This window comes from Pseudomonas sp. TE9122, assembly GCF_056278925.1.
Genome location: NZ_JBWBQI010000001.1, coordinates 2839367 through 2859535, shown reverse-complemented (window position 1 = coordinate 2859535; position 20169 = coordinate 2839367). Strand labels below are relative to the sequence as shown.

Annotated in this window: 17 protein-coding genes and 1 pseudogene; 12 read left to right on the top strand and 6 right to left on the bottom strand. The window is 57.7% G+C overall.

Going from position 1 to position 20169, the window contains the following annotated elements; genetic code table 11:
- Positions 1 to 8 precede the first annotated feature (8 nt).
- From ACZ9BE_RS12820 to ACZ9BE_RS12795, 6 genes are all read left to right on the top strand, one after another.
- Positions 9 to 1589: an aldehyde dehydrogenase (NADP(+)) gene (locus ACZ9BE_RS12820; RefSeq protein WP_252878344.1), complete on the top strand. Its 1581-nt coding sequence runs from the start codon at positions 9 to 11 to the stop codon at positions 1587 to 1589.
- 207 nt (positions 1590 to 1796) lie between these two features.
- A complete protein-coding gene (locus ACZ9BE_RS12815) occupies positions 1797 to 2108 on the top strand; it encodes a DUF5629 family protein (protein ID WP_056789420.1) in 312 nt (103 codons plus the stop codon).
- Positions 2095 to 3270: a lactonase family protein gene (locus tag ACZ9BE_RS12810; protein WP_476249522.1), complete on the top strand. Its 1176-nt coding sequence runs from the start codon at positions 2095 to 2097 to the stop codon at positions 3268 to 3270. The genes ACZ9BE_RS12815 and ACZ9BE_RS12810 overlap by 14 nt, the downstream gene beginning before the upstream one ends.
- Positions 3271 to 3426: 156 nt before the next feature.
- Positions 3427 to 3606, top strand: a complete 180-nt coding sequence (locus tag ACZ9BE_RS12805; protein WP_016775003.1) for a hypothetical protein — start codon at positions 3427 to 3429, stop codon at positions 3604 to 3606.
- Positions 3607 to 3871: 265 nt separating this feature from the next.
- On the top strand, positions 3872 to 4084 hold the full coding sequence (locus ACZ9BE_RS12800) for a hypothetical protein (RefSeq protein ID WP_039763920.1): 213 nt from the start codon (positions 3872 to 3874) through the stop codon (positions 4082 to 4084).
- A complete protein-coding gene (locus tag ACZ9BE_RS12795) occupies positions 4081 to 4338 on the top strand; it encodes a hypothetical protein (protein ID WP_056789426.1) in 258 nt (85 codons plus the stop codon). Before ACZ9BE_RS12800 ends, ACZ9BE_RS12795 begins: the two co-directional genes overlap by 4 nt.
- A 121-nt stretch (positions 4339 to 4459) precedes the next feature.
- Here the strand turns inward: ACZ9BE_RS12795 and ACZ9BE_RS12790 are convergent, their stop codons facing one another.
- The 6 genes and pseudogenes from ACZ9BE_RS12790 to ACZ9BE_RS12765 all read right to left on the bottom strand — a co-directional run.
- A complete protein-coding gene (locus ACZ9BE_RS12790; RefSeq protein ID WP_236169621.1) occupies positions 4460 to 5056 on the bottom strand; it encodes a glutathione S-transferase in 597 nt (198 codons plus the stop codon).
- Positions 5053 to 8694 carry an AAA family ATPase gene (locus ACZ9BE_RS12785; protein ID WP_476249521.1) on the bottom strand — a complete coding sequence of 1214 codons (3642 nt, stop codon included), beginning with the start codon at positions 8692 to 8694 and terminating at the stop codon, positions 5053 to 5055. Before ACZ9BE_RS12785 ends, ACZ9BE_RS12790 begins: the two co-directional genes overlap by 4 nt.
- Entirely contained in the window at positions 8691 to 9935 is a 1245-nt protein-coding gene (locus ACZ9BE_RS12780; RefSeq protein WP_476249520.1) for an exonuclease SbcCD subunit D C-terminal domain-containing protein, read from the bottom strand. Before ACZ9BE_RS12780 ends, ACZ9BE_RS12785 begins: the two co-directional genes overlap by 4 nt.
- A gap of 77 nt (positions 9936 to 10012) precedes the next feature.
- Positions 10013 to 11173, bottom strand: coding sequence for a hypothetical protein (locus tag ACZ9BE_RS12775; RefSeq protein WP_236169624.1), 1161 nt, complete (start codon positions 11171 to 11173; stop codon positions 10013 to 10015).
- A 201-nt stretch (positions 11174 to 11374) separates the two neighbouring features.
- A complete protein-coding gene (locus ACZ9BE_RS12770; RefSeq protein ID WP_236169625.1) occupies positions 11375 to 12490 on the bottom strand; it encodes a SoxR reducing system RseC family protein in 1116 nt (371 codons plus the stop codon).
- A gap of 3109 nt (positions 12491 to 15599) precedes the next feature.
- Positions 15600 to 16061: pseudogene (locus ACZ9BE_RS12765) on the bottom strand (toxin VasX); the annotation flags it as partial.
- 724 nt (positions 16062 to 16785) lie between these two features.
- Between ACZ9BE_RS12765 and ACZ9BE_RS12760 the strand changes: the two are divergent.
- From ACZ9BE_RS12760 to ACZ9BE_RS12735, 6 genes are all read left to right on the top strand, one after another.
- A complete protein-coding gene (locus ACZ9BE_RS12760; protein WP_252867737.1) occupies positions 16786 to 17262 on the top strand; it encodes a hypothetical protein in 477 nt (158 codons plus the stop codon).
- A gap of 429 nt (positions 17263 to 17691) precedes the next feature.
- Complete coding sequence (locus ACZ9BE_RS12755) at positions 17692 to 18132, top strand: hypothetical protein (RefSeq protein ID WP_252867736.1); 441 nt, start codon at positions 17692 to 17694, stop codon at positions 18130 to 18132.
- A 261-nt stretch (positions 18133 to 18393) separates the two neighbouring features.
- A complete protein-coding gene (gene cdiI, locus ACZ9BE_RS12750) occupies positions 18394 to 18756 on the top strand; it encodes a ribonuclease toxin immunity protein CdiI (RefSeq protein WP_476249519.1) in 363 nt (120 codons plus the stop codon).
- Positions 18757 to 18820: 64 nt separating this feature from the next.
- Entirely contained in the window at positions 18821 to 19162 is a 342-nt protein-coding gene (locus ACZ9BE_RS12745; protein ID WP_252884345.1) for a hypothetical protein, read from the top strand.
- A 118-nt stretch (positions 19163 to 19280) separates the two neighbouring features.
- The gene (locus tag ACZ9BE_RS12740; protein WP_236169867.1) at positions 19281 to 19700 is read left to right on the top strand and encodes a hypothetical protein; all 420 of its coding nucleotides are present in this window, start codon (positions 19281 to 19283) and stop codon (positions 19698 to 19700) included.
- Positions 19701 to 19781: 81 nt separating this feature from the next.
- Positions 19782 to 20084, top strand: coding sequence for a hypothetical protein (locus ACZ9BE_RS12735; protein WP_252884344.1), 303 nt, complete (start codon positions 19782 to 19784; stop codon positions 20082 to 20084).
- Positions 20085 to 20169 lie beyond the last annotated feature (85 nt).

Below are 20169 nucleotides of genomic sequence, written 5' to 3'. Positions count from 1 at the left end.
GAGATCCCATGACTCAGATTCTCGGTCACAACTACATCGGCGGTCAGCGCAGCGCCGCCGGCAGCGTCAAACTGCACTCGGTCGACGCCAGCACTGGCGAGGCCCTGCCGCATGATTTCATCCAGGCCACGGCCGAAGAGGTCGATGCCGCCGCCAAGGCTGCCGCTGCGGCTTACCCGACCTATCGCAGCCTCAGCGCCGAACGTCGCGCGCAGTTCCTCGATGCGGTCGCGGATGAACTGGATGCGCTTGGCGACGATTTCGTCGCCGTGGTCTGCCGCGAAACCGCGCTGCCCGCCGGACGCATTCAGGGCGAGCGTGGTCGCACCAGCGGGCAGATGCGTCTGTTCGCCAAAGTCCTGCGTCGCGGTGATTTCTACGGCGCACGGATCGATCTGGCACTGCCGGATCGCCAGCCGCTGCCACGTCCGGATCTGCGTCAGTACCGCATCGGCCTCGGCCCGGTCGCGGTGTTTGGTGCGAGCAACTTCCCGCTGGCGTTCTCCACTGCCGGTGGCGATACCGCAGCAGCACTGGCCGCGGGTTGCCCGGTGGTATTCAAGGCCCACAGCGGCCATATGGCCACGGCTGAACTGGTCGCCGACGCGATCATTCGTGCCGCAGAAAAAACCGGTATGCCCGCTGGCGTGTTCAACATGATTTACGGTGGCGGCGTCGGCGAATGGCTGGTCAAGCATCCGGCGATTCAGGCCGTTGGTTTCACTGGCTCGCTGAAGGGCGGTCGCGCCCTGTGCGACATGGCTGCCGCACGTCCGCAACCGATCCCGGTGTTTGCCGAGATGTCGAGCATCAACCCGGTGATCGTCTTGCCGCAGGCCCTGGCCACGCGTGCGGAAACCGTCGCGCGCGACCTCACCGCTTCGGTAGTGCAGGGTTGCGGTCAGTTCTGCACCAACCCGGGGCTGGTGATCGGTATTCGCTCACCGCAGTTCAGCGCGTTTGTAGAGCAAGTCGCCGCTGCGATCGGTGATCAACCGGCGCAAACCATGCTCAACGCCGGCACCCTCGGCAGCTACGGTAAAGGCCTGGAAAAGCTCCTGGCGCACAGCGGCATTGAGCATCTGGCCGGTAATCCGCAGCAGGGCAATCAGGCGCAGCCGCAGTTGTTCAAGGCCGATGTCAGCCTGTTGATCAACGGCGACGAAGTGCTACAGGAAGAAGTGTTCGGTCCGACCACAGTAATCGTCGAAGTGGCCGATCAGGCACAACTGAGCGCAGCGCTGCACGGCCTGCACGGTCAACTGACCGCGACGATCATTGGTGAGCCGTCTGACTTCGAGCAATTCGCCGAACTGACGCCGCTGCTGGAACAGAAAGTCGGGCGCATCCTGCTCAATGGTTATCCGACTGGTGTCGAAGTGTGCGATTCGATGGTGCATGGCGGCCCGTACCCGGCGACGTCCGATGCGCGCGGCACGTCAGTGGGCACGCTGGCGATCGATCGCTTCCTGCGCCCGGTGTGCTTCCAGAACTACCCGGACAGCTTGCTGCCCGAACCACTGAAAAACGCCAACCCGCTGCGGATTCAGCGCCTGGTGGATGGCAAGCCATCGCGTGAGGCGATCTAGCCAGCACCGCGATTTTTTGTGTTGATCGTTCCCACGCTCTGCGTGGGAATGCAGCCCGGGACGCTCTGCGTCCCAATGGAACGCGGAGCGTCCCTTGAGGCATTCCCACGCGGAGCGTGGGAACGATCAGACAGAGGTTCCAGCAGGGGCCTCTGGATCACATTGGGCTATCATTGGCCCTTTCCCCCCAAAGAAAGACTGTTTGCCATGACTGCCCAAACCCTTCTCAACGCCCTCGAACACTGCGATATGGTCGAAATCGATGGCCTGCACGCCTTCGAATTCGCCCTCGACGAGGACGATAACCTGCACATCGAATGCATTGATGGCCGTGCAGCCAAGCACTGGGAATTCACCCCGGCGCAGGTCGCGCAAGCGACGTTCGATGAGACGCTGCAGAGCTGGCTGATCGTCGGTTACGCCAGCGACACCAAGACCACGGGCGAGCATCGTCTGGTGTGCCTCGGCGACGTAGTCAGCAGCAGCGACGATGAGGATGACAATAATGAAGATGCGTAATTTCTGGCCTTTGCTGATGGCCGGCAGCGTCGGCGCGATGGGGCTTTCCAGCGCCAGCGCCGACACCTTGCAGTTGCTGGTCGGCTCGTACACCGCCGGTTCCAGCCAGGGCATCTACCGCATGCAGTTCGACAGTGCCACCGGCCAGATCGACGCCAAGCCGCTGCAAGTGATCAAGACCGAAAACCCGTCCTGGCTGACCCTCTCGAAAGACCAGAAGCGCTTGTTCGTGGTCAACGAAAACGGCCCGGGCCAGACTGACCCGGTCGGCCGCGTCAGCAGCTTCGCCATCGACCCGAAGACCCACGCGCTGAGCCTGATCAATCAGGTGCAGAGCCTGGGCAACGAGCCGACCCATTCCAGCCTCAGCGCTGATGCCAGACACCTGTTCGTCAGCAACTACTCGGTGATGGAAGACCCGGGCGGCACCCTGGCGGTATTGCCGGTCGATGCCGACGGCCAGCTGAAACCGGTGGTGCAGATGAGCGGCCACCCGGCCAGTCGGGTCAACCCTGAGCGCCAGGCCTCGAATCACGTGCACTCGACGGTGTCTTCGCCGGACGGTCGCTATGTGTTCTCCAATGATTTGGGCGCGGACAAGGTTTTCATCTATCAGTACGACCCGAAGGCCAACCCGCACCTGCCGCTAACCCCGGCGAAAACCGCCTCGGTAGCCTTGCCGGCCGGCAGTGGCCCGCGTCATCTGCTGTTCAGCGCTGACGGCAAACACGCCTGGCTGACCATGGAGATGAGTGCACAGGTCGCGATGTTCGACTACAAGGACGGCGTACTGAGCCAGACGCAGTTGGTCGATCTGGCGGCGGGCCAGCCAACCTCGGACAAGGCCGGCGCGGCGCTGCATGCTTCGGCTGACGGCAAGTTTCTCTACGTGAGCAATCGCGGCACGGCCAATCAACTCGTAGTGTTCGGCATTGATCCTGCGACCGGTCAGCTCAAAGAGCTGCAAAAGCGCTCGGTCGAGGGGGATCACCCGCGCGAGTTTGCTCTCGATCCGAGCGGTAAATTCGTCTTGATCGCCAACCAGAAGAGCAACCAGATTGTCGTCGTCGAGCGCGATACCAAGACGGGTCTGCTCGGTAAAACCGTGCAAAAACTGCCGATGGACGCGCCAAGCGATCTGAAGTTTCTAGTGCGACAATAAGCCACAGGCCCCGGTCTGCGGGGCCTGCATCGTTGTATTAATTGCACTGATATCGGCTAATGCTACAAAAGATTTCAAGCGAGCAACCCTCGAGCGTTACGTTTGTTTCACAGCCCGACCGGGCAAACCAAGCAAACGAACACGAGGGTTACCGCCATGAATTTCAATCTCTTCTCCGTCATCGCCGCTTCCGCCATTTCTGCCACCGTGGTATTGCCAGCCGGTGCCAACGTCGAAATCGCCAGCAAAAAATCCCACACCCAGAGCTACACCCAGAAATACCTGCAACAAAGCGCCAACTTCTACGCCGCGCTGGATCACAAAACCCAAGCCTGAGCGCACCGTTCTCCTGTAGGAGCTGCCGAAGGCTGCGATCTTGATCGTTCCCATGCTCTGCGTGGGAATGATCAAACAAGAGATCGCAGCCTTCGGCAGCTCCTGTGCGCGTACGCGTTCTCCACTCATAGGTTTTCTCTCGCCGGCAAATAGAGCCGCTAAATAATCAACGAAGCTGATATTCATCATTGCAAACCCTGAGTGGTTGCTTCGGCTTTTTTGTTTGATTCTGTGGCCATCGAAACCTTTGCCCACGGAGAACACCATGGCCAGCGCAATCCTCACTTCCGCCAAACGCGGCGCCTATCTGGCCATCGGTCTGTACCTGGCCGTGGTGCTGTTTGTCAGCATCGGCGCGCAAATGGAACACAGCTTCGACGCCCCGATCGACGTCGCCCACCCCGGCATCCAGTTCGAACTGCGCTCGCAAAGCGCAATGGTCGACAGGGCCGAACTCGCAGGAGTCGGCGGCGCATGAAAGGCTACAGACTCTGGGTCATCGCCAGCCTCGCGCTGATGACCAACGGCGCCTCACTGTTGGGATTTGGCCAGGGCTCGGTGGGCGGCTTGGCCCGGGCCATAGAGGCCAACCACAACATCGCGCACAACATTGAACGAGCCAACACGCTGGGGCTGATGGCCGGCAATCCACCGGTCAAGGTTGCGCTGGATTTTCTCGGGCCGTTTGAAGTGGATTGCATGGCGCTGGGCATGTGCCAAGCACTGGCCTAATGATCGTTCCCACGCTCTGCGTGGGAATGCCTCAAGGGACGCTCCGCGTTCCACTGGGACGCAGAGCGTCCCCGGCTGCATTCCCACGCGGAGCGTGGGAACGATCAAGAGGGAGAGAGGGTTACTTCTTCATGATCGAGGTGAACAGCTCGGATTCGAGCAAGCGCTGCAACCAGGCTTGCAAGCGAACATAAGGCGTCTGCGCGAACCACTCTCGATCAACGTGAGCGAACTGCCGGACGAAGGGCAGCAGGGCGATGTCGGCGAGGCTCGGATGATCGGCCAGCAAGTACTCACGTCCTTCAAGCAGCTCATCCAGTTTCTGCAGAAATAACGCACCTTCAGCCCGATAAGCTTCCATCGGCTGCTCAGGGTAACGCTCGGCGTACTTGTAGCGATTCAAAGCCGATTTGAAAATCTGATCATTGCCTTCAATCAGTTTCTCCATCCACAGTGCCGCGAACGAATCACCGCCCAGCAACCAATCATCCGGATCATTCTGCGCCAACGCCCAGCGCATGATCTGCAGACTCTCATCGATCACCACGCCATCGGCATTCAGCACCGGCACGGTGCCCTTGGGCGAGAGCGCCAGCATCTGCGCCGGTTTGTCCTTGAGACTGACTTCGACAATCTCCACCGGCACGCCCGCATAACGCAACGCCATTCGCGCACGCATGGCGTAAGGGCAGCGGCGGAAGGAATACAGCGTGTTCATTTCACCTCCAGCGTGCTCAAACCATTGCCTTGGCGCCGCACCTGAATCTGCACCGGAATCCGCTCGTGCATTTCCTGCACGTGGGAAATCACCGCCACCTTGCGTCCCTGTGCCTGCAAGCCATCGAGCGCGTCCATGGCCAGTTGCAAGGATTCCGGATCAAGGCTGCCGAAACCTTCGTCGATAAACAGCGATTCGATTTTCAGCGTGCTCGACGCCATCGAGGCCAGACCCAGCGCAAGGGCGAGTGATACGAGGAACGTCTCGCCGCCCGACAGCGAATGCACCGAGCGCAGTTCGTCGCCCATTTCCGTGTCCATCACCAGCAGGCCGAGCATGCTGCCGCCACGTTTGAGGCGATAGCGTTTGACCAGTTGGCGCAGCTGCGCGTTGGCGTGGTGCACCAGCAGGTCGAGGTTGTACGCCTGGGCGATCTTGCGGAAGGTGTCACCGGTGGCCGAGCCAATCAAGGCACTGAGTCGCGCCCAGCGTTGATACTCGGCGTAGGCGTCAGCGATCTGCCGGGCCAACGCCTGATTGGCGTTCTGTCGGCGCTGGTCTTCCGCCTGTTCGGCGCGCAGTTCGGCGCACTGCTGTTCGCTGACGGCGAACTGGTTTTGCAGCTCGGCGAGGGCGCTGTCCAGCTGTTCGGCGTCAAGATTGCCGTCCTGCCGGGCCTGGTGATCGAGCAGGCGCTGATCGCGCTCTTGCAACAAGACCTGGGCCTGTTCGATGGCTTTTTCGTTGTGCTGAAGGGTCTGACGCAGGTCGGCGACTTGCGCGTCGTCGAAGCGCAGTAAGTCTTCCAGGCCGCTGTCATCCAGTTCCGGGTGGCTGGCGCGCCAATCGGCGATCTTGCCGGCGAGTGCCTGTTCTTCAGCCTCCAATGCTTTCAGGCGATCCTGCTGTGACTTGAGTTCGGCTGCGATCTGCACCAGCTGCGTGCGCACGCTTTGCAGCTCTTCAGCTGTACTGGTTTCGGCTACGCGCGCCTGTTCCACCGCGTGTTCCAGCTGCTGCTGCCAATGCTCGGCGCTGTCGTGCTTGCCAAGTAACTGCGCGAGTTTTTCCTGACAGCTTTGCTGCTGCTCGGTCAGCGCGGTGAATTGTTGCTCGGCGCTGTGCAGTTGCTGAGTGCGCAGCTGTTGGCGATCCTGTTCTTTCTCCAACGTCTGCTGGCGTTGCTGCTGTTCGCTCAGCTCTTCCTTTTGCTGTTCGAGCTGGGCCAGACGCTCGGCGATCTGCCGATCCAACTGCATGAATGTTGCCGCCGGCTCCAGGCGCAGTGCTTCGAGGGTGTCAGCCGGCAGCAGCGGACCGAACGCGCTGAGTTCTTCTTCAAGGCGCTGACGGTCGCTGTTGAGTTCATGCTGCTGATGGCTCAGCTGTTGCGCCGCTTGCTGATACGCCACCTCGGCCTGACGCAATTGTTGCGACAAGCGCGCCGCGTCCTGTTGCAAGGTGAGCAGGGCGCTTTGCCGTTGCTCGTCTTGAGTGATGCTCTGGTTCAACTGCTCGGTCTGGCGGCTGAGCCAGGCGTCGCGTTTGTCGGCGTCCTGATTGAACAGTTGCGCGGCCAGCGGATGCGCGTCGAGGCTCGGCGCCAGGGCTTGTTGTTGCGCCGCCAGTTGTTCCTGTTGCTGGAGCAATTCTTTCTGTTGCGCGATCACGCCACCGACTTCGCCGCGCAGCTCGATCAGTTTTTCCTTGAGCTGATCGACCACTTGCTGGGCGTTGGCCTGTTCGCTTTCATCGTGACGGCCAAGGCTTTGCAACAGAGCTTCGGGCTGATGATAGGGATGCTCGTTGCTGCCGCAGACCGGGCAGGGCTGATCGTCCTGCAACTGCGCGCGCAACTCTTCGACACTGGCACTGCGCGCCAGCCGCTGACGCTCGAGCAGTTCGCGAGTGACATTGAGGGTCTGCTCGGCGACGGTCAGTTCGGCCTTGGTTTTCACACCGTCCTGGGTCAGGCGTTCGCGTTGCTGCTGCGCGTCGAGCTGACGTTGTTGCAACTCGGCGCTGCGCTTGTCGAGATCCTGCTGAGACGCCCACAGGCGCGACAGGTCTTCGATTGCGCGCAGCTCTTTGCGGTTGTCCTGCAGCAAGGTGCCGAGCAGGCCGATCTGTTCCGCAACCGCATCGGGCTCGGCGCCGGCCTCTTTGAACAGCACTTCCAGTTGCTGTTTGTGCGAGGCCAGTTGCTCAGCACTGCGCGCGGCGTTCTGTTCGAGGGACGACAGTTCGGTCTGGCCCTTGTTCATGCGGTTGCCGATCAGCATCAGCTGTTGCAGACGGTCGCGATAGGCGCTCCAGGCATCGCTCAAGGGCGCCAGATGGGCGCTCTGCTCAAGCTCGGTGGCGATGCGTTGCAAGCGTGCGGCGACTTCAGCCTGTTTTTCCTGCAAGGCCTGAATCGCGCTCTGGCCATCCTTGAACGCTTGCTCGGCGGTTTGTCGGGCTTCGGCGCTGCTGGCAGTGTCCTTGATCAGACGGGCGAGGGTGCTTTGCTCTTCGAATGCCTGACGCAACAGCGGCGCGTTTTCGCTCTGGCGCTGTTGCGCTTCGCTCAGGGCGACTTTTGCTGCGTCGAGGTTTTGCGCCAGTTGCGTCTGGCGTTCGCCCAACGCGGCGTGTTGTTGGGTGTGCGCGGCAATCTGCGTCGTCAGTGGCGTCAGCAGCGCATCAAGCTCGGCCTTGCGCGCGAACTGATGGCGTTGCGGGCCAAGCTGTTCCAGACGCGTCAGCTTCACCCGCTCGCCGGCCAGTGCCTGCCATTGCTGTTGCGCGGTTTGCAGTTGTTCGCTGGCGGCTTTTTGCGCGTCCTGCAACTGACGCAAATCCTTCAGCCAACCGTGTTGTTGCTCAAGCTGTTTGAGCTGCGCCTGTTGCGCCTTCATATGTTGCTGCGCGGTGTTGAAACGCTCGTCGAGTTCGGCGCGCGCTTCCGGCGCCAAAGGCGTTATCCCGGTAGCCTGATCCTGCAACAGCTTGTGCGCTTCGCGGGCTTCTTTGGTCTTGTCGAAAGCGCGGCGGCCGAGGCGGGTGTAGAGCGCGGTGTCTGTGAGTTTTTCCAGCAGTTCACTGCGGTCGTTGTCGTCAGCCTTGAGGAACGCGCTGAACTCACTCTGCGCCAGCAGCACAGCGCGAGTAAACTGTTCAAAGTTCAGGCCCAGCGCGGCTTCCAGCTGGGTTTTGTATTCGCCTTTCTGGCTGGCGAGCAGTTGATCCTGATCGATGTCGCGCAGGCTCTGCCGACTGGCCTGGAGTTTGCCACCAGCCTTCTCGCGAGCACGATTGGCTTCCCAGCGCGCGCGATAGCGGCGGCCATCGACGCCGACAAAATCCACTTCGGCATAGCCTTCACCGGTGCCGCGTCGCAGCAAGGTGCGCGGGTCGCCAGTGGCGATTTCACCGTCAGCGTCGGGGACTTTGGCATCGCGACCGGTGTTGTTCAGGCGCGGTACGGCGCCGAACAGCGCCAGACACAACGCATCAAGCAACGTGCTCTTGCCAGCGCCTGTGGGGCCGGTGATCGCAAAAAGACCAGCGCTGGCCAGCGGTTCGGCGGTGAAATCGATCTCGAACGGACCGGCCAGCGAGGCCAGGTTCTTCAAACGAATGGCGAGAATCTTCATGGCTGCTCGCCCTCCAGTTGCACGTCCTGCAGCAGTTCGGCGAAGTCCTTGAGCGTCTGCTCGTCGACCTCGCTGCCGTAATTGTCGAGCCAGGCGCGGCTGAACAATTCCTGCGGGGTGAGCTGGTCTAGTTCGATCAACGTGCTGCCGTCATCGCTGCCATCGGCACCACGATTGCCGGCGTATTCAGCGGCGATGCGCACCAGTCGCACGGCTTTGCCTTGCAGTGCGGTTTCCACTTGATGGCGCAGATCCGGCTGCGGCTCATCCAGACGCACGCGCACTTCGAGCCAGGGCTGGCGCTGGGTTTCGGCGAGCAGATCGATGTTCGGCAGGTCGGCCAGTTGCAGCAGAATCTCGGCCAGCGGCGCCGGGCCGATGCGTTGCAGATTGACCGAGCGCGGGATCAATTTCGGCTCGACGCCGACCAGGGTTTCACCCTCGAGGACCACATCGAGAACCTGATGTTGATAACCGATTTCGGAGAACGACAGCGGAATCGGCGAGCCGCTGTAGCGGATGCGCTCCTCGCCGTTGACCTTCTGCGGCTTGTGCAAATGGCCGAGGGCGACGTAACTGATGCTTTCGCCGAACAGGCTGGCGGGCAGCGCTTCGGCATTGCCGATGATCAGGCTGCGTTCGGAATCCTCCGACACAGAGCCCCCGGCCATGTGCGCGTGGCTGATAGCGATCAACGCCTGCCCGGGTTGACGCTTGGCATTCGCCGCCGCGATCAGCCATTCATGCACCTGAGCGATGCCGCGCAGATAGTTGTCACCCAGATGCGCGCCAGTGACTTCCGCCGGGCGCAAGAACGGCAGCGCCAGACACCACGCGGCGATTTCTCCCTGGGCATTCGGCAGCGGCAGCAACAAACGTTCGGCGTCGAGCTGCCCGTCATCCAGCCACAGCACCCGACCCAACGCGTGAGTGCGCAAACGCCGCATCAACGGCGCCGGCAGCTCGATCCGCGAGCCGGAATCATGGTTGCCGGCGATCATGACAATGGTCAGCAACGGCTGCTGTTCGTGAGCGCTGACGATGAAGTCGTAAAGGCGTTCCTGAGCTTTGACCGGCGGATTGACCGTATCGAAGATATCGCCGGCAATCAGCAGCACATCCGGCTGCGCCAAGTGCAACTGGCGCAGCAGCCATTCGAGAAAACACGCGTGCTCGAAATCGCGCTCCTGGCCGTGCAGGTTTTGCCCAAGGTGCCAGTCGGAGGTGTGGAACAGACGCAAGGTGGACTCCGCATTTTGATCAAGAGGGTGGCCGCGAGGAACAAAGGGCGGCGAAAGGAGGGGAGTTTACTGGCAAATCACGCCCCTTGCCTTGTCGTGTGTCTGCTTGCACCGACAGCGGCGAATATTTCGGTAATCGGCCGATGCGGCTGGCGCTTGTGCATACGCCGCACTTGTTCACTCAGCCGCAACAACTCTTCGCTCGGCTTGGCCCATTGCTCTTTCGGCAATGGCTCGGACCATTCGCGCATGACTTCCGGCACCGCCTGCTTGCCGATTCTTTCCAGCCGACGAATTTCCCATTCGAGCAGACGGTTGGGAATCGTCCATAAGGTCATGACGTGATACAGGTACCAGAAGAACCCCGACAGCCGCGAGCGGTGGCCTTCACGGATCTGCTGATGCATCCGCGCGCGGGCATTGTGGAATGTATGCAGGCCTTCGTGGGGTGGGTCGTCCGGGCCTTGCAGATCCTGCAAATCCTGAATCGATTTGAGGTCGTTGACCTCGTACTCCATGTAGCCGCGAATCGCTTCCCAGTGGCTGATCGCAAGCTCCAGGCCGGCGCATTGGAATTCGAGGCTGGTTAGGGTTTCGCCGTGATCGAAACCGATGCCCATGCCGTATTGGCGATGGACGCCGAACTGGCTGGCACCTTGGGCTTCGATAATCCAGGCGCTGAGCGATTCCCACGGGACGAAGACCGGTTCGGTCGCGCCCCGGGGCATGAAGCAGACTTCGCGGCGTTGACGGTTGAAGCGGGTTGGGATGAGGGAGAGGCGTTTTTTGTGGACGTGGTGCCAAACGGCCAGGCCGATACCCAAGGCCATAAAACCCGTTAATAACGCCAATTTGTAAAGGGCAAGAAAAACACCCTCAATAATTTCCTTAATGAACTCCCAGTTATCTCCAAACATGAGCCCAATTAAGCCTCCCACCAGTGGATATAGAAACGCGATCATGAATGTGCCACTGAACGGTCCTCCTAAAGTCATCTGCCACATGAATACCTGCGGGTTTCCCAACCCGAAGTCCATGTAAACACTGTTTAGTACCCCTATATGAGGCCCGTAGGGTGGCGTTTGTGTTGGTAATGGCAAGGGCGCGAGATAGGTAATTTTTCCACTCGGAAACGGCTCTACATCGCCCGCTTTTCTGATCACCTCACATTGCGCATCAACAAGAGGCTCATTGTGATTATTCAGCATGGTCAGCCCTTTCGAGGTATTGATTTTCAACCAGCAGAACCATCGGGTTTTCCTTGAACGAGCCGGTAGCAACAACTGGGAAATGGCCGTCACCCCGAGGGTCTCTCGCCTCGGCCAAGATCAACCGAAACATCCGCATCCAACGCGGTCCCCTGTGGGAGCGAGCCTGCTCGCGAAGGCGCTCAAACAGGCAAAAAACCTCCCTCCGTCTGGTCACAAAACTGCTCTGCATCAGTCCACAGCCCGCCTGCAAATCTCAGCGAAAATCTGCGTAATCGGCCGATGCGGCTGGCGCTTGTGCATCCGCCGCACTTGTTCGCTCAGCCGCAGCAACTCTTCACTGGGCTTGGCCCATTGCTCTTTCGGCAGCGGCTCAGACCATTCGCGCATGACTTCCGGCAGCGCCTGCTTGCCGATTCTTTCCAGACGGCGCACTTCCCATTCGACCAGACGGTTGGGAATCGTCCATAAAGTCATGACGTGATACAGGTACCAGAAGAACCCCGACAGCCGCGAGCGGTGGCCTTCACGGATCTGCTGATGCATCCGCGCGCGGGCATTGCGGAAAGTGTGCAGGCCTTCGTGGGGCGGGTCGTCCGGGCCTTGCAGGTCTTGCAGGTCCTGAATCGATTTGAGGTCGTTGACTTCGTACTCCATGTAACCGCGAATCGCCTCCCAATGGCTGATCGCGAGCTGCTGGCCGGCGCATTGGAATTCCTGGCTGGTGAGAGTTTCGCCGTGATGAAAACCGATGCCCATGCCGTATTGGCGGTGGATGCCAAACTGGGTGGCGCCTTTGGCTTCGATGATCCAGGCGCTGAGCGACTCCCACGGGACAAAGACCGGCTCGGTGGCGCCTTGGGGCATGAAACAGACTTCGCGGCGTTGACGGTTGAAGCGGGTTGGGATGAGGGTGGCGCGGGTTTTGTGGACGTGGTGCCAGACGCCTAGGCCAATAAACAAGGCAATTAAACCCGTTGAGAAAGCCAATTTGTAAATGGCAAAAAAAATACCCTCAATGACTTCTTTAATGAACTCCCAGCTATCACCTAACAGAAGTCCTATAAACCCTCCCATCAGTGGATATAGAAACGCGATCATTAATGTGCCGCTGAATGGTCCGCCTAAAATGACTTGCCAAGAAAAAACCTCCAGTGTCCCTAAACCGAAATCCATATAAACGTCATTCAGTTCACCAATATGCGGACCGTAAGCTGGCATTGATGTTGGTAATGGCAAGGGCGCGAGATAGGTAATTTTTCCGCTCGGAAACGCCTCAATGTCACCGGTCTTTCTAGGCTGTCGAAGCGGGCGAGTTGCTAATGGATCATCGTGATTATTCAGCATGGTCAGCTCTTTCTAACAGGTGAGCCTCAACCAGCAAAACTGGAGGTTTTTCTTTGACCTGTTGGGGAGTAACAACCCCAAAATGACCCTCACCACGCGGATCGAGGTGAATGACGCGAGTTCGAGATGCCCATTCACCTTTTTTATTCAATGTCTGAACGCACACAGCCAATTCCAGCGTTTCTTTCGCGGGAACAAATTCCGACCCGAGGCCCGCTGGATACTGGAGACAAAGTATCAGTCCTTCTGGGCTGGACTTCACGATGCGCAGGCTGCTTAAAATCTCGTCACTAATGACATCTCGCTGCTCTCGTGGTGCTCCTCGACTGTGCAGCGGAATTGAAATGCGGTGCGCGCCGATACCTAAACGGGAGGTTGGGTTGCCGCCAAACGGACGCAGCAGATCATTCAGCGTTAGGGTCGGCAATGCTAAGTGAATATCGCTGGGTTTGGCTTTGAATAACAGATCCTTCAGCCAAGAGTCGTACAGATTTGGGCCAAGCTGCGCGTAAGGTGCGTGAATTAAAAAAGCCAGATAACTTTGATAGTCATCAAGTGAGTGGTCGCCACGCATCTCGCTATCCCTACTCCACGGTGTGATTTTCAACCATTTATCGTGAGCACTGATGTTGTAGCGGCTGTACAGCAAGCTACCCCCCAGCTCTAGAACAGTAAAAAGTGCTCCAGCGAGATTGAAGCGGAAAAAGACGGTGGATAAACGTGTGCCAGCAGCGGCCCAAGCAGCTCTACGAGCGGCATTACTTGACGCCTTCAATACCTTGAATGTGGAGTGGACAGTGTTGGTCAAACCATAGCCACTAACTGATGTCATTCCACCAGCTCCCATCGTCGCCAATGCAGCTGCGCTTTGCGCCGAATGATTTCCACTGCGAACCGCCTGTTCCCAGTTTTTGCGCTGCGTGACAATACTGTTCGTAGAAGAAGCCAACCCTGACAAATATGTAAAAAAACCCAATCCCACATGCAATTTCCCCATCTGCACGTGCACGGTCTGCAAGGCATGGAGCTGAACGCTTGCCACTAGAGAAGCGCAGCGAACTTTTAACGCCGTATCAGCAAGACTTTGTGCGGCACTAAATCCCGCCGCTCCCGTTGCAACGACTGAATTCATCAACGAGGTCCACACTCTTTCATTTACAGCCTGCCTGCGCAGCTCCCGATAAACCCCCACCAAATTCACCACCTGCACCAACACCACCAACAATCCCATCCCCTCCGTCCGCACCAGGCTCGCCTTCGAAACTCCCGCCACTCCCGCGCGAATATTCTCCAGCAACCCGCGCAATTCCCCTTGCTGCGCCGACGGAAACACCACCGTCACGCCCGCTTTCGCCGGGGTGGCGCCATACAGCCGTGCCAAGCGATCCGGCAGTTCATCAATCGGGCTCAACGCTGCCGCAAGGCGGCCTTCGAACAGCGCCAATTGCGTGCGCACGCGGACGATTTCCTGCTGCAATTCCACCGCCCGGGCGGTTTTGTGGCCTTGGCGGTTTTTGTTGTGGGTGAGCTGGTTGCGTTCGCGGTTGAGGGTTTTCAGGTAGTCGCGCTCGCGCAGCACTTCCTTGATCGTGGCTTGCAGCGCCGCTTGCTCCGCCGGGGTGGATACGGTGAAGGTCACGCCGCTGGTTCGCGCGGCGTCGAACACGCGCAGGCGCAGGGCTTTGGGCAGGCGCTGGAACAGTTCGTCGAGGTCGGGAATTTTCTCGCCGGCAAGATCAAAACCTTCCAGCGCCCGGCTCAGGCCGAGGTTCAGCGCCGGGCTGTAGGTGTCTTGCACGGCATCGGCGAGGACTCGGCTGTGTGCGGGCAGGTCGTCCAGCGCGGGCAGCTGCGGCTGCTCGATGCTCTGCAATTTGGCCAGCCAGTCCGGCAGGTTGTTGAACATCGCCATGCCGGCGTTGGACAGCGTTGAATATTGCCCGGCCTGTTCGGTCTGCAAGCGCAGCGGCAAGGTGTAGAACAACGGGCGGGTCAGTTGCGGGTGCTGCTCGAGGTAACCGAGCATTTGCTCATTGGCCGCGTCGCTACGGCCGATGTCCTTGAGGCAGGCGTATTCGCTGGCGAGCGCCTGATCGATCTGCACTTGCCCGTCGAAATACCACGCAGAGCGATGGAAACGCCCGGCGCACAGCAGTTGCGCGCGATCGGCGGTGATGCGTTCGAGCAGGCGATTCCAGCGTCCGAGGTTGTCGCGATGCCTGTTCAGAACCTCGTCCATCGCCGGGCGGTCGATCAGGTCGTTGATGCCGCGTTTGCCGCTGAGCAACGGGCCGTCGAGCACGTCTCTCATGCGTCGGTTCTGATCCTTGCCGAGGTCGACCAGTGTGTTCAGATGACGCTCGACGAAATCGGCCGGGGCCACTTCAGCAAAATATTCGCGGGTGTAAAAGCGCCGATCTGCCTCGGCGGTGACGCGAGCGTGCGCGGTGAAATCAGGGGCGACGCCGTCGAAGCGGTTCAGCGCCAATGACTCGTCCAGTGCCTTTTCCCGAAGCTGTTGCAATTCAGGCGTGGCTTCGACTGCAACTGGCTCGACCTCACCCCCCTTGTTCAAATACTCGAGCAGCGCCTGCCGGGTATTTTCCCGATCCGGCTCGGGCAATTGCTCCAGTTCAGCAAACAATGCCTGGGCGCGCGGATCGTCGCTGGCCTTGGCCAAGGAGTCGAAATCCTGAGCGCCCAACTGGCTCAGCGACTCGATGTAGCTGGCCAGCAGATAGTCGCGCTCGTTGTTGTCGGTGTTGCTCCACTGCTCGATCCAGCCGACTACCAGGTCCTGATAATCGGCCAGGTCGCGCATCACCCCAAGGTCGTCGTTGACCAGCAGAAACAGCGTGTCGTCCTGATAAGGTCCGCGCACCCGACCAAGAAATTCGCCGATATGCGCCTCGCGAAAACGTCGCGGGTTTTCCCACAGATAGGGTTCGCGTTCGTGCTCCGGCGCATCGCTGACCTGCAACGCCGGCATCCGCGTGGCGTCCGCCTCGGCCAGCGGTTTCGCTGTGCAGGCCACTTCCGCCAGCCACTGTTTCGCCTGAGCCACGGTGAGCAAATGCTCGCCGCCGATCAGACAATGCACAGGACCAAGATCGACCGCCTGCATGAAGTGCTCGCGTTCCTGCGCACTGTCCAGCACCTGTCGGCACTTCGCCGCGCTCAACTGCACATCGGCGAAGGTCACGTAAAGGGTGCTTTTGCGCGAAAAGATCAACGCCGGACGTTCTTCGATGGCGCTGCGCTGATCCTCGCTGACGCTTTTGCCGCGATGCAGCAATGCGCTGATGACGCCTTCAAGCACACGGTATTCATAGAGCTCGCCGCTGAGACTGTCGACGATGTACAGCCAACCGTCGCGCAGGCGGCGGATGCCCATGGGGCGCGTGGTCAGGGTGTACGGCAGCGTGAGCTCGGTGCTGGGATCGAAGGGTTTTTCGACAAGGCCGTAAGCGAGGGGCAGCAGTTGCACGTGGGTGTTGCGCAAGGGGCAGGCGGCTGGCGCACCAATGGGCGCTTTCGAGGCGGCAGCTGCCGCGAGGTTGGCGGGGTGCATCATTGAGCACATTTCCCTGTGTCTGTTTGTGACAGAGAAATGTGCGTGTATCTGGAAAGCGACAGCAGTCAGATCTTTCTGTGTTTTGCGTAGGAATCGAACACTCGGGATGAAACCTACGAGGGATCGACTGAAATCTTACAGAGGTTACTTCGGATGAATCGTGAGTAGCTCGAAATGCGTACCCGCGGTCGCCAACCGACGCAGGGCAAACAGAGCCTTTAACAGGCGCATTGCCCGAGGATACGGGCTGTACCGCTCATCGAAACCGATTGTTCAACCCATCCATTGATTGACGCCAAAATAGTGGCCACATAATATCATGCCGGCTGATGCGCCATTGTAGAGACGCCAGCGACTCTTTGCGCTCATCCGCGCCGCTGTCCGGCCGAGCATGGCACCTGATCAGATCGATTATTGCCCGTTACAGGATCTTCTACATGGACGTTCGTCGTACGTATTCCTCGCGCACCAGTCTCCTGCCCCTGTGGGCGAACTCATCAGTTCATTGGCATGCCCAAGCGCGGACAGACGTTCCTGCTGGCAAACATCATGGTCTTGCAGCCACTATGAGCGCAGGCCGATGGCCTCGTCGTTGCCAATCCCAGTATCTCGCTGGATCGTGCGGGTAATGGAGCAGAACCAGGGACAAACCAAGTTCTGATAAACAGAGATCTGTCCCCCAGGTCCCCTACGGCGGAAAATCGTGTCTGGAGCCCATGCAATGCATCTGATCAACTCTTTACCCTTCGTCATCGACACTGAACCCTATGACGCGTGGAAGCAGCAATGGGCAAATCAGGAAGGCCTGGATATTCATTCGTATATCAACGACCAATGCCACCCGGAACAGATATTGATGTTTTCCACGTTGCTGTTCCCGACGTTCATCGTGTCTGAGGGAGGCGTCTTCCTCGAGCGAAATTTTTCACACGAAGCGTTCGCGCGCTGCGTGAACCTGGCCGCTGGCGACATGGCGGAGGTTGAGCTGCTTATGAATTGTGTGAAGATTTATGATGTTTTTGGCCAATACGGAAATGGTGTATCGCCCAGAATATTTCTTCAGCTGTGCGAGATGATCGGGTTTGCCTGGCGAATGGTGCTGAAGGAGAAATTCCCGGACACATTATTCACTGTCGAGGTGTCGAACTCGGATGAGGATTACGGCCCGGTGGTTACGTTTTGTCAGGTGAAACAATGATTGATCCCATTCCCAATGCTCGCTGATAAAAGATTTTTTGTCTTGATGTGCCCGTCTCAAGACCGTGTGCGAGCAGTTACTTTTCTTGAGTTGAGCCACCAATACAATGCCTAAATTTTCCTGTGTGTGCGGTCAGATAATCAATTTGTCTCATGGTACGTCCGAGTCAGAATATTCGATGGTTGCCGAGCGAAAGATAGATGAGCTGGGTGCTGCCTTGGCAGATCGTTGGTTGTCAGAGGAAGAGTTCTATCAGCAGATAGGAGCGGGTGCTACTACTGTTTATCGATGCAATAAATGCGAACGACTACATATTGATCAAGGTGGCGGTAAATTTTCTTCCTATACCAAGGAAGTACGTTAGGGCGCGCCCACATGCGTTGCGGGGAAAGAGTAGAAACTGGATTGTTCGCCAGCAAGAGGCTTCAAATGGACTTTTCAATTGCGGAATACGGATTGGTCGGCCCCCTGAATGGAAAACTGTCCAGAGCTCAAGTGCGCGAAATTCTGGGAGCCGGTTTCGAAGTGTTCTGGAAAACAGCTGACTCCTTGAATACTACGGATGCTTATTTTCAGCTCGACCTTCATGTCTACTACGACGCGCGCGATATGGTTAAAGGGGTAGAGTTTTTCGAAAGAAGCACGGTGTCCTGGAACGGCCACAGGCTGGTAGGCGAAACATCCTCGGACGTGTTGGCTTTGTTTCGTCGCCACGGTATTGATCCCGTCATTGACGATGACGGATTTGAAGTCGGTGAGTTGGGTATGGGGTTCTATGTTGACGATGACGACGACTTGATCACCACTTTATATATCAGTCTGCGTCGCGAAAACTCATTCAATGGTGTCGTGCCCTTGCAGGAGGCATAGATGATCATCTGCCCAAGATGTCAGCAGGATTACATTGTCTGTGCCCATGTCAACGCCACTGGGAAAGAGTTATTCATGTGCCCAGAGTGCGACGCTACCTGGTTTTCAATTGAGGCGATCGGCGTTGCGCCTTTTCTGGATTTTGGGACTTATATGGAAAGCATAGGCTTGTCGATGCCATAGGGGCGAGTTGGACATTGTTTCCGGTTCAGAAGACTCAAGAAATGACAGTGTATGATCCGGCAATGAAGTGAGGTTGTTATGAAGGAGTTGTTCGGTCAGCCATACCGCCAGTCAGACCCTTATTGGATTGTCAAAGGGTATTTCGACAGGATGTATGATGATGGCCGTTTCATCGAGGCGGCCGGCTATATTGTGGGGCGTTGGGGGTTCAGTGTTGATGGAGCATACTGTAACTTCCCTGATGTAAATAGCTCATTTGAAGAGGGCCATTTCGAAGGAGTGGAGTTTTCTTATGGGTATCCCTCTAGCGATGCAGACACAATTGTTGTCAGTGAAGAGGTTTGCATGGAATACCTTCGGCTAGCTTGTGATAAATACCTGCAGCGTCATCCTGAAAATAAGGCGGAAGTCGATGTTCTCTTGAGTGAGAGCCATGTCTGATAAGTAAAAATGTGCCATTTGTCCAGCGCAGCCAAAAGTTATCCGATCAAGAGAAAGTTGAAGGATGAAAGATTTAGAGTCAGTAAAGAAACTGATTATCCAATTGGTGAAAGATAAAGCCGGTGATTTTGATGGTGGCAGTTGGGAAGCTGATTACAAGCTGAACTGGGAAGACGAGTTAGCGGAAAGGCTAGCAAACGCTTTCTACAATATGTCTAGAGCGGCATCCGCCAAAGAAAATACAGATGATGTCATGTTGAAAGCCGCGTTGCTGAATTCACGAACGGACTTCATGGATCTCGCCAATTTTTTCAGGGATATTTTCGACGATTTGGATGCACTGCTGCGCAAGCCAGTCTGGCCGGATATTCCAGAAGGATTTGATTATCAGGGCTACCACCAGTGAGTTATCCATAGGTGCAGAATGCGACGACATCGGGTCTTTAGTAAGGGGCGCGGGCGTCAAGCGTGACCATCTTGGAAGGACTCGCGCATCTTTCTTGGTTCAGGAGATCCCGGAAAAGATGACAATGGTATTTAGTTTTTTAAGTCGCGGTGATCTCGGATTGATTCACGCTGGCATGTCCCGAGAAGAATCAAGGAAGGCTCTTGGTGATCGGTTTGAGGCGTTTTACAAAGCCGAATATTCGACAGTACCGACCGACGCTTACGATGATTTAGGCGTGCACGTTTACTTTGATGAGCGCTACCGGGTCTTTGGCGTTGAGTTTTTGAAATGGAGTGAGCTTGTTTGGGACAACCAGAAACTGGTCGGTGAGAATGCGCTTGTGGTTCGACAGTTTTTGGCCAAGCGAGGAGAGGTTCTGGTTTTCAATAATTCAGGCTTCAGTGTCACTGGCGTGGGTTTAAGGTTTTATGTGCCTGATTTCGGGGAAAACGACGCCATCGTTGAGGCTGTCTATGTAGAAGTTGGTGGCGCATGAGGAGAGGCGCGGGAAACAAATAGCTTATGGATTGGACATCTCAGAGGAACTCAGCTTCAGTCGCAATCTGGAGGTTTTACAGTGATTACCGAAGACATAAAGATCGTCCAAGAGATCTTCCAGGTGGTCGAAGCCGGCATCGTCCATGGCTATGACGCGTTCCGTTATGGCGTGGAGTTGGGGGAGGGCTACATCGAGACGGAGCTGTGCGTTGAGAAAGATGGCGTCGAGGACTGGAACGCTGAAACTGATATTAACGGGGCGATTATCCTTCGTTTGGTCGACCAGCTTCAGGAAAACGCAGTCAAGCGTGGCGAGCCATGGAAGTCATTCGTCCTCTCCTATCGAGAAGGCGAACAAGTCCAAACAAAATTCGCATATTGATTCCAGACTTTCAGACCAAAAGATCGCAGCCTTCGGCAGCTCCTACACACAATCCGTAGGGATCTGCCAAAGGCTGCGATCTTTT

Coding starts and splice junctions, on each gene's coding strand:
- ACZ9BE_RS12745 (WP_252884345.1), top strand. CDS start 18,821: ATGAAAGATTTAGAGTCAGTAAAGAAACTGATTATCCAATTGGTGAAA.
- ACZ9BE_RS12805 (WP_016775003.1), top strand. CDS start 3,427: ATGAATTTCAATCTCTTCTCCGTCATCGCCGCTTCCGCCATTTCTGCC.
- cdiI (WP_476249519.1), top strand. CDS start 18,394: ATGAAGGAGTTGTTCGGTCAGCCATACCGCCAGTCAGACCCTTATTGG.
- ACZ9BE_RS12770 (WP_236169625.1), bottom strand. CDS start 12,490: ATGCTGAATAATCACGATGATCCATTAGCAACTCGCCCGCTTCGACAG.
- ACZ9BE_RS12790 (WP_236169621.1), bottom strand. CDS start 5,056: ATGAACACGCTGTATTCCTTCCGCCGCTGCCCTTACGCCATGCGTGCG.
- ACZ9BE_RS12810 (WP_476249522.1), top strand. CDS start 2,095: ATGAAGATGCGTAATTTCTGGCCTTTGCTGATGGCCGGCAGCGTCGGC.
- ACZ9BE_RS12800 (WP_039763920.1), top strand. CDS start 3,872: ATGGCCAGCGCAATCCTCACTTCCGCCAAACGCGGCGCCTATCTGGCC.
- ACZ9BE_RS12760 (WP_252867737.1), top strand. CDS start 16,786: ATGCATCTGATCAACTCTTTACCCTTCGTCATCGACACTGAACCCTAT.
- ACZ9BE_RS12815 (WP_056789420.1), top strand. CDS start 1,797: ATGACTGCCCAAACCCTTCTCAACGCCCTCGAACACTGCGATATGGTC.
- ACZ9BE_RS12820 (WP_252878344.1), top strand. CDS start 9: ATGACTCAGATTCTCGGTCACAACTACATCGGCGGTCAGCGCAGCGCC.
- ACZ9BE_RS12740 (WP_236169867.1), top strand. CDS start 19,281: ATGACAATGGTATTTAGTTTTTTAAGTCGCGGTGATCTCGGATTGATT.
- ACZ9BE_RS12785 (WP_476249521.1), bottom strand. CDS start 8,694: ATGAAGATTCTCGCCATTCGTTTGAAGAACCTGGCCTCGCTGGCCGGT.
- ACZ9BE_RS12755 (WP_252867736.1), top strand. CDS start 17,692: ATGGACTTTTCAATTGCGGAATACGGATTGGTCGGCCCCCTGAATGGA.
- ACZ9BE_RS12795 (WP_056789426.1), top strand. CDS start 4,081: ATGAAAGGCTACAGACTCTGGGTCATCGCCAGCCTCGCGCTGATGACC.